Below are 10419 nucleotides of genomic sequence, written 5' to 3'. Positions count from 1 at the left end.
ATAAATGCTATTCAATAAAATTGAAATGGAGTGTAAAACCATGAACACTGTATTTGCTACCAGTAATATTTTATCCAAAAATGACCAAATGATGTTCCAAGTGCTTAAGGAGCTGAGGTTAGTTCGCCAAGAGCTAGACGAATTAAAAAGAACGGTTGTTGCTTCTCAAATGGAAGAAGCTACTGACTTAATTGAAACTTCACTTGAATATAAAAGTAGTGGTTCACTAGAAGAAAAAGTCACTAACTTGCTTCGCAAAATTAGGATTCCTGCAAATTTGAAAGGATATTACTTTCTTAGGGAAGCAATTATGATAAATTATAATGGCTGTGGACAAATGATGAAATCAATTTATCCAAATGTTTCACAAAAATTCAATACTACACCTTCCAGAGCAGAACGAGCGATGAGACATGCTATTGAAGTGGCTTGGAGTAAGCGAAATGAAACATGTATAGGATCGTTAATTAGCTATAGGAGTGGTAGACCAACTGTTAGTGAGTTTGTTACAGGTATTGCCGATAGAATAAGATTGGATGACGGATCATTAGAAAATAAATAAAGCCTAACCGAAAAACGGAGGGCGCTGATTGAATAGTAGTTTGCCAGCTACTGTTAATTAGTGCTCTTTTTCGTTTTTACATAGAGGTGATAATGATGGATATGTTTAAAAATCAGTTAATATCTTGGTGTGATAAAAATGGCATGACAATAAAGAAAACACCACCGAAGAAAAAGCAAATAAAACAACGAAACACTAAGCCGACAAGATCTAGCTGAATTAATGGGTACTAACCGGAGGATACATAAACGCGGTCGTGGAGGAGCATTAAAACAGTAATAAAGGCGGTAATATTTCATGAATGATAAGGATATACAGTCGGATGTAATAGAAGAATTGCGAAATTATAGGGCGTTGAGAGTTTGGATGGAAAACAAAACTGAACAAGAAAGCTTTGGCATCACTGGTTTATTTACCCCAGTAATAAAATGTGAAAAAAATGAAGTGATGGACGAACTAAAAGTAAAACAAATAAATAGAGCTCTTCAGCACAGCTTAGATGCAATAGAAAGAAAGATTATTGAACAAAAATATCTTTCTTCAATTGAAACTAATGACATACAAATATATATGGATCTTGGCCTTAAAAAAGGGAAATTTTATGAAAAGAAGAGGTCAGCATTATTAAGTTTAGCTAAATCTCTTGGGAAAATTTAATTTTTGGAGAAATTTCGGACAAAAACCGAACAAATAGGGTACCAAATTGGGTACCTTTTTTTATTGGAGAAATTTGTATCCTTATGGATAAGGGGAGATACGTCGACCTCCCTTATCAACGGCGTACTCGAATGCGATCTATAGATCTGTGAAAAATGTTGGCTGAACGAGAGGAACATTTGGAGATCTGAACGCGCTAGTCTAAAAAGGTCCTATTTTGGATCTGCGACGGTCGATGCGGGGACTAATACTTTGTGTATTAATTTTTTCAATATGCATGTATTACGTTCTCAATCTCAAGCCCGCCCTCTCGGAGTATTGGGTAGAGTAATACTATGTATTCAGTGCCTCTATAGTGTAACGGAAGCACATGACGCTTCTATCGTTAGAGTCTGGGTTCGAATCCTGGTAGGGGCTTATATGATAAATAAGGTTGTGATTAAATGAATTTTGTGCAGCCTATTCGTGATCAAGAAAAAATAAGTAAGATGAAAGAGTATTTCAAAAGGTGTAATCAAAGAAATTACATCCTTTTTTTATTGGGTATTAGCACTGGATTGCGAATATCTGACATACTGCAACTTAAAAAAGAAGATTTGTTAGGAACACATATTATTATCAGGGAAAGAAAGACACGGAAACAAAAGCGCATTAGAATACCGCCATCATCCAGAAACGAATTATCAGAGTACGCAAAGAGTCTAAATGATGGTGATTATATCATTAAGAGTAGGCAAGGTTGTAATAATCCTATTGATCGTTCAACAGCTTACCGGATATTAAGGCAAGCAGCCGAGTTTATAAATCTTAAAGAGATCGGCACTCACACTTTACGTAAAACATTTGGCTATCATTTTTATAAGCAAACAAAAGATGTTGCAATGCTGCAGGAACTTTTCAATCACTCGAGTCCAAGTGTCACTTTGAGGTATATCGGAATTAACCAGGACTCAATGGACAAAGCGATGGAAAAGTTCAAAATCTAATTTTTTTACCTTCACTACAACATAATTTAATAAAGAGTGCAGTCAATTAGAAAAGTGAAATAAAAGTAGTGATAACAAGGCTTAGAGAAATTATCTAGATGCAACAGAATATATGATATGGTGTAGTCATTATCAGTATAAGTGAGAATATGTGTTGGAGACAGGCTCTGTGTTGCAACGAAATCTAAAACCATGATGAGTTGTCCGTATAAGTGCAAATATGATTTGATATACTGAAAGTGCCATGAGGCCAGTCATACCAAGGGTTTCAAGCGTTTGGGTCCTTCTGAGCATTTATAAACCATGCGGGTGCGTACGAGCCCGAAAATGGTCCAGTTTCTGTGCGGAAAAGGTCATTTCGTTTTCAGTCAAAAAAAATGTGGGAAATAATTTGAGGGGGTGGGAAAAGTCCATGTCTGTCAAGGGTTTAGAAGAAAAAAACTATATTGTAACAACGAAGGAAATTAGCGAAATCCTAAGTCTGTCAACCCGAAGAATTCAGCAATTGGCAAACGAAAATGCTCTTGTAAAATCGTCACGTGGAAAATTCGACCTTCCAGCCTCAATTATTGCCTATATAGACTATTTGGTTGAAAAAGAAAAACCGGATGAAGAATTGGATAAATATGAGGAAGAAGCGAAGTGGACTCGTGCTCGTCGGCAAAAAACTGAGCTTGAATTACAAATCATGAAGGGTGAACTTCATCGTTCTGAAGATGTTAAAAGGGTTATGAATGATATGCTGGGGGCATTTAGGGCAAGGTTGTTATCACTCCCTTCTAAAACGTCACCTCAAATATTAGGAAAAACTGATATACCGGCAATAAAAGAAATTCTAAAAGATGCTGTATACGAGGCCATGAACGAACTGTCTGATTATGATCCTCATGTTTTCTATGATTACAGTAAGGACAAGCTGTATTTAGATGATGAAGAGCTAGAGGAGGAACCGGAAGAAAACGAGCTTGCGGACAAGGAGTTCAAGCATGGTCGAAAAAAGAAGAAGAACTAAAAGTACTGAAGCTCTTTTTCGGGACATTGCTAAAGAAATTCTATCTCCTCCTCCTGATTTGACAGTTTCAGAATGGGCCGATGCATATAGAAAACTTTCTAGTGAATCATCAGCTGAGCCTGGGCAGTGGAGGACAGATCGTGCTCCATATCAACGTGAAATATTAGATTCTGTTAATGATCCAGAGATTGAAAAGATCGTTATAATGGCAAGTGCCCAAGTCGGTAAGACCGAATTGATACTAAATGCGGTTGGATATCATATAGATTTTGATCCAGCTCCTATTCTCTTAATGCAACCTACTGAGGCATTGGCAAAAAGTTTTTCTAAAGAGCGTCTGGCACCTATGTTAAGAGATTCTCCAGCATTAAAGCATAAAGTTGCCGATGTAAAAACACGTGATGGCGGTAATACTACACTTCAAAAGTCATTTGCTGGTGGTTATATTGCGTTGGTTGGTGCGAATGCTCCTTCTGGTTTGGCATCAAGACCAATAAGAATATTGCTTGCTGATGAAGTGGACCGGTTTCCTGTTAGTGCTGGAACTGAGGGTGATCCTTTATCGCTAGCAGAAAAAAGAACAAACAACTTTTATAACCGAAAAAAGATAATGGTTTCTACTCCAACAATTAAAGGAGCATCAAGAATAGAGGCTGAGTATGAATTAAGTACTCAAGAGCATTGGAATTTACCTTGCCCTTCATGTGATGAGTATCAACCATTACGATGGGCACAAATTCACTTTGATTCTGTGACACACGCTTGTAAACATTGTGGATCTATGCATAACGAATATGAATGGAAAGCTGGCAAAGGGAAATGGATTGCTGATAAACCAGTTGCTGAAAGCCGTGGATTTCATTTGAATGAGTTGGTGAGTCCTTGGCGTAAGTGGAAAGAGATTATCAGGGACTTTTTAGAAGCAAAACGGAAAGGCCCTGAAGCAATGAAGGTATGGGTTAATACTTCATTAGGGGAAACATGGGAAGAAGAAGGAGATCAACTTGAAGAGGATGATCTTCTTAAGCGTTCAGAAGGGTATCGTGCTGATGTTCCTGAAGGTGTGAAAGTTCTTACTGCAGCTGTTGACGTACAAGATAATCGTTTTGAAATTGAAGTTGTTGGTTGGGGCGCTGATAAGGAATCATGGGGAATACAGTACCATACGATTTTCGGTGATTTAAAATCAAAACAGATTTGGAACGAGCTTGATGAATTTCTTTCTCGAACCTGGTCTAATGAAGATGGCAATCATTTTGGGATTGCTTGTACATGTATTGACTCAGGTGGACATTATACTCAAGAAGTATATCGATTTGTTTCACCAAGAGAATCCAGGCGTATATTCGCAATCAAGGGAGAAGGAACTACAGGTCAATACATCCCTCTTATTAATGGGGTTACAAAAAAGAAAAGGGAAAAAGTCAATCTATTCAGGATAGGCGTAGACGAAGGAAAAGCAAAGGTTATGTCTAGACTGAAAATTAATGAAGTGGGACCCGGTTATTGTCATTTTCCGATTGACCGAGGTTACAACTTAGATTATTTCAAGGGACTAACTGCAGAAAAAATGGTTAAACGATACAAAAACGGTGTCGTTTATTTTGTTTGGCAGAAAGTAAGAGAACGAAATGAACCGATTGATTTGCGTGTTTATAATACAGCAGCACTCGAGATTATAAATCCTAATTTAGAAAAAGAATATAAGAGTGATCCTAAACAACAGAAAAAGCGCCCTTCAAAACGTAGGAAAGTGGTATCAAAAGGCGTGAAAGTTTAACATCCATTGATCATGGGTGTTTTTTTATTGGAATGAGGTGAAACGATGGATGGAATAACTTTAGATCGAGCAAAACAACATTTACAAGCATGGTTAGATGCCGAATTAGCTGTTTCAACAGGGCAAGCATATCGATTAGGTACAAGGCAACTACAACGTGCAAATTTACCGGAAATCCGCAAACAAATTAACTACTGGAGAAGTGAAATAGCTAAATTACAAGGTAGCGGCCGCAGGAAGGTTACGAGAGCAATTATTAGAGATTTGTAAGGGTGTGATATGAATTGAGTATAAACAGAGTAAGAAGTCCTAGTGGTAGAAAAAGAGCGAGGGTAGTCAATCAGGGGTACAGTCAACATGGGGCAAATACAAGGAAAAACAGTTTAGCTGGTTGGATGAGTAGCCTTGGTTCTGTTCTTGAGGATATTGAAAGAAATGTACCTAAACTTCGTGAAAGATCACGTGATTTGTTCATGGGTGCTCCATTAGCTACCGGTGCTCTCAAAACAATCCGTACTAATGTAGTTGGTTCAGGATTGAAATTAAATTCTCAAATTGATTATGAGTATTTAGGAATGACCCTTCAAGAGGCTGACGATTGGGAAACCAAAGTTGAAAGAGAGTTTGCATTGTGGGCAGATAGCGTTCATTGCGATGCTCAAAGAATGAATAACTTTTATGAGTTACAGCAATTAGCTTTTCTATCTTGGTTGATGAGTGGAGATTGTTTTAGTCTCTTGCCGATTATACCAAGACCTAACATGCCTTATGATATACGCGTTCAATTAATCGAAGCTGATCGAGTTTGTACTCCATTACGAAAAGAGTTAAGTGGTGACCACAAGATTGTTAATGGAGTGGAGATTAACCATTTAGGTGAGGTAGTTGCCTATCATATCGCTCAGAACCATCCTCACTCGATATCATTGAAATGTAATGACTGGACGCGGGTGCCTAAGTTTGGTAAAGCAACAGGTAGACCGAACATAATTCACCTAATGGAATCAGAAAGGCCGGAACAAAGAAGAGGAGTTCCTATTCTTGCTCCAGTAATCGAATCATTAAAACAGTTAGCGCGTTATTCAGAGGCTGAATTAATGGCAGCTGTTGTTAGTGGTATGTTTACTGTTTTTATAAAAAGCGAAAATCCGCAAGAAAACCAATTGGGTGAAGCAATACCAGAAGAGGAACAGCTAGATAGTTATGATGACGATTCTTATGAACTTGGAAACGGATCAATTGTAGCTTTGGGAGAAAACGAATCAATTCAAGAAAGTAATCCTGGTCGTCCGAATACAGCTTTTGATGGTTTCGTAACGTCCATTTGTCGTCAAATTGGTTCTGCTCTTGAGGTTCCTTATGAGCTATTACTTAAACATTTCACAGCATCTTACTCAGCTAGCCGTGCCGCACTTCTTGAAGCGTGGAAGATGTTCAAAATGAGACGCTCTTGGATGGCAGCGGATTTTTGCCAACCGATTTATGAAGAATTTTTAGCAGAGGGCGTTGCAAAAGGACGTATTCATGCGCCGGGTTTCTTTACTGATCCACTTGCTAGGAAGGCATATAGTACCGCAGAGTGGAATGGACCAAGCCAAGGGCAGATTGATCCATTGAAAGAAGTTAACGCTGCACAAAAACGTGTTGAAAATGGATTTAGTACGCGTACTCGTGAAACTGTTGAGTTGGGTAATGGTGATTTCTTTAGAAACCACAGACTTCGAGTAGTTGAAGAACAATTGAGAAGGGAAGGTGGAGTGACTTCTGATGTTTATGAGGAAAGTACCACTACTGAACCAAAAGAAAATAATGAGGACTAAAAGAGGGGAGGTGTAAACAATGAGGATTCCAGTAAAAGGTGTAATAGTTAGTAATAGCGACAAATGGATTTACGATTGGTTTGAAATGGAATCGACTTGTCCTAATGATGTAGCTAATGCATTAAAAGAAGCAAAAGGGGAACAAGTTGAAATTGAGGTTAATAGCGGTGGTGGGTCTGTTTGGGCTGGCAGTGAGATTTACACTTTATTAAAAGCCTATGGAGGTGATGTTGTTGCAGAAATATTCGGTATTGCAGGAAGTGCTGCATCAGTTATAGCTATGGCTGGTAAAGTTAAAATGTCACCGACTGGCCAAATTATGATCCACAATTCATCTACATGGGGTGGTCGAGGTGACAAAACAATATTTCAGCAGACCTCGGATATGCTAGCGAGTGTTGATGAAGCCATTGCTAATGCTTATATGCTTAAAACTGGTAAGTCAAAAGAAGAATTACTTGATTTGATGTCTAAAGAAACATTTATGACTGCTCAAAAGGCAATAGAATTAGGCTTTGCTGATGAAATCATGTTCGATGATGAAAATGAATTAGTTGCAAGTGCTAATCAATCGACACTTTTACCAAAAGAAGTTATCGATAAGGTGAAAAATGAGCTTGTAAAAGCAAAACAAACTGATTTTATTAATTTTCATCAAGAACAGGGTGCACCAAATAATGATGAGCCATTACAAAATCATTCAGAGGGGGAAAAAGAAACCATGAATCTTGAAAAACTGAAAAACGATTACCCTGAACTTTATAACCAGGTAAAGCAAGAAGGTTATGAAGAAGGTGTAAATGCTGAGAATGAAAGAATGAAAGAAATTGAGGATTTGAGTTTGCCAGGTAATGAGGATTTAGTTAACAAAGCTAAATTTGAAGATAGAACAACCGCAGCCCAATTAGCTATGGATATTATTAAAGCTCAAAAAGAACAAGGGACAAATTACTTGCAGAATCGTCAATCAGATGCAGAACCATTAAATAGTGTTAAAGGATCATCAGCACCTGAAAATAATACTGGAAACAGTCAAGAAGAAATGGATAAAGAAGCAGAAGCAATTGCTAATGCTATGAATTCAAAAAGGGGGATTTACTAATGGAACAGCTTCACAAAACAATTGGAGAGCACACTCCAGATAACTTAATTGCAGGTCATGAAGTGCCTATTTTAGTCAAAGGTGTAACAGTTGCAAAAGGGCAAGGGGTTTTAGTTAGAGGAACAGTTATTGGTATTATTTCAGCTACTGGTTTAGCCGCTCCTGTAGACAGTACAAAAACAGATGGCAGTGAAGTACCATATGGCATTCTAACAGATGACATTAATACTGAACAAGATGTTGATGTTAAATCAACTGGTTATGTTTCGGGATTGTTTAACAGCGCTGCTTTAACTTTTGGTGGAACTGATACAATCGAAAACCACGAAAACCGATTACGTGAACGTGGAATCTTTGTGAAAGAAAATATTGCATATTAATAAAGGGGGATTATAACTATGGGAAACGTTAATATTTACAGCACTCGAACAATGATGAGGGCGATTAGCCTCATGAAACCAACACACACATTCTTAATGAGTACATTCTTTCCTAATTTTGAAACGGTTGTTACAGAAAATGTAGACGTAGATTTCAAGAAAGGAAAACGTAAAATGGCTCCATTTGTTGCCCCTCGAGTCGGTGGGAAGGTAATGGATCGCCAAGGTTTTGAAACTAAAACCTATTCTGTACCAAAGATTGCTCCTGAGCGTGTATTATCAACTGATGATATTAAATATCGTAGTATGGGTGAATCATTATACAGCTCTAAAACACCAGAAGAGCGTGCAAGAGAATTGTTAGCAACAGACATCATTGAGTTAGATGACTACATTACACGTCGTGAAGAATGGATGTGTCGTGAAGTTTTATTCGGTGGAAAAGTTACAATGATTGGTGAAGAATTTGAACAGGAAGTAGATTATAAGTTTACAAATAAAGAAGTTTTAACTGGTGGAGCATTATGGTCTGAAAGTACTTCTAAACCGCTAGAAGACTTAAAACGTTGGAGACTTTCGGTAATTCAAAAAACAGGTAAGGCACCAAATATTGCGGTATTTGAATCAAGTGTTGTTGATGCCTTCTTGAAAAACCCTGAAGTAAAGGAAATGATGGACCTTCAGCGATTAAATGTTGGTGCTATCGAGCCTTCTATCAGGAATGAGGCTATTACATTTGTTGGAAAAATCTCTTCACTTGGTTTAGAAATTTATAGCTATGATGAATGGTATATCGATGATGAGGGAAATGAACAGCCAATGGTTCCAGAAGGATTTATTATGATGGGATCTCGTGGGATGAATAAACGTATCTATGGCGCAGTCACTCAAATTGAACAAGGAGAGAACTTTGTAACAATTGAAGGTACTCGTATTCCTAAATCATGGGTGGACAAAGATAATGAAGTTCGAAAATTACGTTTAACAGCACGTCCATTACCAGTTCCAGATGATGTAGATGGATGGTTTGTAGCGGAAGTGATCTAATATTTAGGAGGTAAAAAGCTATGGCTTTAATTGCAAAGTTTAATATAAGCACGCGTGACAAAGATGGTAATCTAAAAATTTTTGAAGCTGGTAAAGCTATCACTGGTTTAAACAAAACAGAGGAAAAACGATTAATTGATAAAGGTGCTGCTGAACAAGGTATTGAAACTAAAAATAGTGAGGAGAAGTAATCATGCCTAAATTGCGTGATTATTTTTTTTCTGATTTAAACACATTTATAAACGAAGATGAGTTTGCAACGGAAGCTATTATAGAAGATGAAATAGTAAGTGTAGTAATCGATAATGATAAGCTTGCTGAACGTCAATTAAATAATCATGCCGAGGGGCTCCATACAGAGGAGCTCCTTTTTCATGTTTCAAAGATTTCTCTAACTTTTTATCCAAGACCGGATAATCGTGTTAGGGTGGACGGATCGTTATGGAACATTACCGACGTTCAAGAAGATGAAGGGCTATTTACCATTACAGCAAAGATGGTGAGAGCATGAAATTATTAATAACGAGCGATGATAAATTGCTAAATGATGTCCAAGAACGTCTAGGGGGTTTTCATAAGAAAGCTCCAAATGCAATTACAAATGCTCTAAATCGCGGAATAACAAATATGAATTCCAACACAAAGAAGGAAGTTCGTAAAGATTACAACATCAAAGCAAGTGATGTTAATCCAACACTCAAAGTTACTAGAGCTAGCAGATCAACATTAGGTGGGGAAGTGCGATCTAACGGCGAGGTTATTGGACTCGATAAATTCAAAGTGTCCCCTAAAACCATTAATCCAAAACGTAAAACACCAATAAAGGCAGCTGTTAAAAAGGGTAGTGCTAAATCGTTAGCTAGTGGATTTATGGCTGATATTAATGGTGCAAAAGTTTTTAAACGTACCGGTAAAAAGAGACTACCTATTAAACGGCTTTTTGGTCCATCTGTACCGCAAATGTTGGAAAACGAACGGGTTCGTGAGGAAATTCATAGCAAAGGTCAAGAGACTTTCGAGAAAAGACTTGAACATGAAATCTCTCGAATTCTTGATAAGGGGAGGTCATAGAC

The 10419-nt window shown here is 37.7% G+C and carries 13 protein-coding genes and 1 tRNA gene; all 14 read left to right on the top strand.

The annotated features are described in order from the left end of the window. The first annotated feature begins 40 nt into the window (after positions 1–40). The 14 genes from ACJ2A9_RS21385 to ACJ2A9_RS21320 all read left to right on the top strand — a co-directional run bounded on the left by ACJ2A9_RS21385 (position 41) and on the right by ACJ2A9_RS21320 (position 10417). Positions 41–562, top strand: coding sequence for a sporulation initiation factor Spo0A C-terminal domain-containing protein (locus ACJ2A9_RS21385; RefSeq protein WP_441423733.1), 522 nt, complete (start codon positions 41–43; stop codon positions 560–562). 297 nt (positions 563–859) lie between these two features. Continuing rightward, positions 860–1219, top strand: a complete 360-nt coding sequence (locus ACJ2A9_RS21380; protein ID WP_441423732.1) for an ArpU family phage packaging/lysis transcriptional regulator — start codon at positions 860–862, stop codon at positions 1217–1219. Positions 1220–1565: 346 nt separating this feature from the next. Next, a tRNA-Arg gene (locus tag ACJ2A9_RS21375) sits at positions 1566–1636 on the top strand. A gap of 26 nt (positions 1637–1662) precedes the next feature. Continuing rightward, positions 1663–2205 carry a site-specific integrase gene (locus ACJ2A9_RS21370; protein ID WP_441423731.1) on the top strand — a complete coding sequence of 181 codons (543 nt, stop codon included), beginning with the start codon at positions 1663–1665 and terminating at the stop codon, positions 2203–2205. Positions 2206–2617: 412 nt separating this feature from the next. Continuing rightward, positions 2618–3217 carry a hypothetical protein gene (locus tag ACJ2A9_RS21365; RefSeq protein ID WP_441423730.1) on the top strand — a complete coding sequence of 200 codons (600 nt, stop codon included), beginning with the start codon at positions 2618–2620 and terminating at the stop codon, positions 3215–3217. Then, positions 3192–4997, top strand: a complete 1806-nt coding sequence (locus ACJ2A9_RS21360; RefSeq protein WP_441423729.1) for a phage terminase large subunit family protein — start codon at positions 3192–3194, stop codon at positions 4995–4997. Before ACJ2A9_RS21365 ends, ACJ2A9_RS21360 begins: the two co-directional genes overlap by 26 nt. Before the next feature lie 45 nt (positions 4998–5042). Further along, complete coding sequence (locus tag ACJ2A9_RS21355) at positions 5043–5267, top strand: DUF6148 family protein (RefSeq protein ID WP_441423728.1); 225 nt, start codon at positions 5043–5045, stop codon at positions 5265–5267. A gap of 14 nt (positions 5268–5281) precedes the next feature. Next, on the top strand, positions 5282–6817 hold the full coding sequence (locus tag ACJ2A9_RS21350; protein ID WP_441423727.1) for a phage portal protein: 1536 nt from the start codon (positions 5282–5284) through the stop codon (positions 6815–6817). Positions 6818–6836: 19 nt separating this feature from the next. Beyond that, entirely contained in the window at positions 6837–7919 is a 1083-nt protein-coding gene (locus tag ACJ2A9_RS21345; RefSeq protein ID WP_441423726.1) for a head maturation protease, ClpP-related, read from the top strand. Next, complete coding sequence (locus ACJ2A9_RS21340; RefSeq protein ID WP_441423725.1) at positions 7919–8299, top strand: head decoration protein; 381 nt, start codon at positions 7919–7921, stop codon at positions 8297–8299. Before ACJ2A9_RS21345 ends, ACJ2A9_RS21340 begins: the two co-directional genes overlap by 1 nt. 18 nt (positions 8300–8317) lie before the next feature. Beyond that, positions 8318–9346, top strand: coding sequence for a major capsid protein (locus ACJ2A9_RS21335; protein ID WP_441423724.1), 1029 nt, complete (start codon positions 8318–8320; stop codon positions 9344–9346). 20 nt (positions 9347–9366) lie between these two features. Continuing rightward, complete coding sequence (locus tag ACJ2A9_RS21330) at positions 9367–9537, top strand: hypothetical protein (RefSeq protein WP_441423723.1); 171 nt, start codon at positions 9367–9369, stop codon at positions 9535–9537. Between the two features lie 2 nt (positions 9538–9539). Beyond that, positions 9540–9857 carry a hypothetical protein gene (locus tag ACJ2A9_RS21325; RefSeq protein ID WP_441423722.1) on the top strand — a complete coding sequence of 106 codons (318 nt, stop codon included), beginning with the start codon at positions 9540–9542 and terminating at the stop codon, positions 9855–9857. Beyond that, entirely contained in the window at positions 9854–10417 is a 564-nt protein-coding gene (locus ACJ2A9_RS21320) for a phage tail protein (RefSeq protein WP_441423721.1), read from the top strand. Before ACJ2A9_RS21325 ends, ACJ2A9_RS21320 begins: the two co-directional genes overlap by 4 nt. Positions 10418–10419 lie beyond the last annotated feature (2 nt).

Origin of the sequence: Anaerobacillus sp. MEB173, assembly GCF_052119505.1 — a bacterium.
Taxonomy (GTDB): domain Bacteria; phylum Bacillota; class Bacilli; order Bacillales; family JBJMAU01; genus JBJMAU01.
Note: the sequence above shows the minus strand (reverse complement) of the source record. Positions and strands in the feature narration are given on the sequence as shown.

Excerpts from the sequence above, each read along its gene's own strand:
- ACJ2A9_RS21385 (WP_441423733.1), top strand. The coding sequence starts at position 41 with ATGAACACTGTATTTGCTACCAGTAATATTTTATCCAAAAATGACCAA.
- ACJ2A9_RS21380 (WP_441423732.1), top strand. The coding sequence starts at position 860 with ATGAATGATAAGGATATACAGTCGGATGTAATAGAAGAATTGCGAAAT.
- ACJ2A9_RS21370 (WP_441423731.1), top strand. The coding sequence starts at position 1,663 with ATGAATTTTGTGCAGCCTATTCGTGATCAAGAAAAAATAAGTAAGATG.
- ACJ2A9_RS21365 (WP_441423730.1), top strand. The coding sequence starts at position 2,618 with ATGTCTGTCAAGGGTTTAGAAGAAAAAAACTATATTGTAACAACGAAG.
- ACJ2A9_RS21360 (WP_441423729.1), top strand. The coding sequence starts at position 3,192 with ATGGTCGAAAAAAGAAGAAGAACTAAAAGTACTGAAGCTCTTTTTCGG.
- ACJ2A9_RS21355 (WP_441423728.1), top strand. The coding sequence starts at position 5,043 with ATGGATGGAATAACTTTAGATCGAGCAAAACAACATTTACAAGCATGG.
- ACJ2A9_RS21345 (WP_441423726.1), top strand. The coding sequence starts at position 6,837 with ATGAGGATTCCAGTAAAAGGTGTAATAGTTAGTAATAGCGACAAATGG.
- ACJ2A9_RS21340 (WP_441423725.1), top strand. The coding sequence starts at position 7,919 with ATGGAACAGCTTCACAAAACAATTGGAGAGCACACTCCAGATAACTTA.
- ACJ2A9_RS21335 (WP_441423724.1), top strand. The coding sequence starts at position 8,318 with ATGGGAAACGTTAATATTTACAGCACTCGAACAATGATGAGGGCGATT.
- ACJ2A9_RS21330 (WP_441423723.1), top strand. The coding sequence starts at position 9,367 with ATGGCTTTAATTGCAAAGTTTAATATAAGCACGCGTGACAAAGATGGT.
- ACJ2A9_RS21325 (WP_441423722.1), top strand. The coding sequence starts at position 9,540 with ATGCCTAAATTGCGTGATTATTTTTTTTCTGATTTAAACACATTTATA.
- ACJ2A9_RS21320 (WP_441423721.1), top strand. The coding sequence starts at position 9,854 with ATGAAATTATTAATAACGAGCGATGATAAATTGCTAAATGATGTCCAA.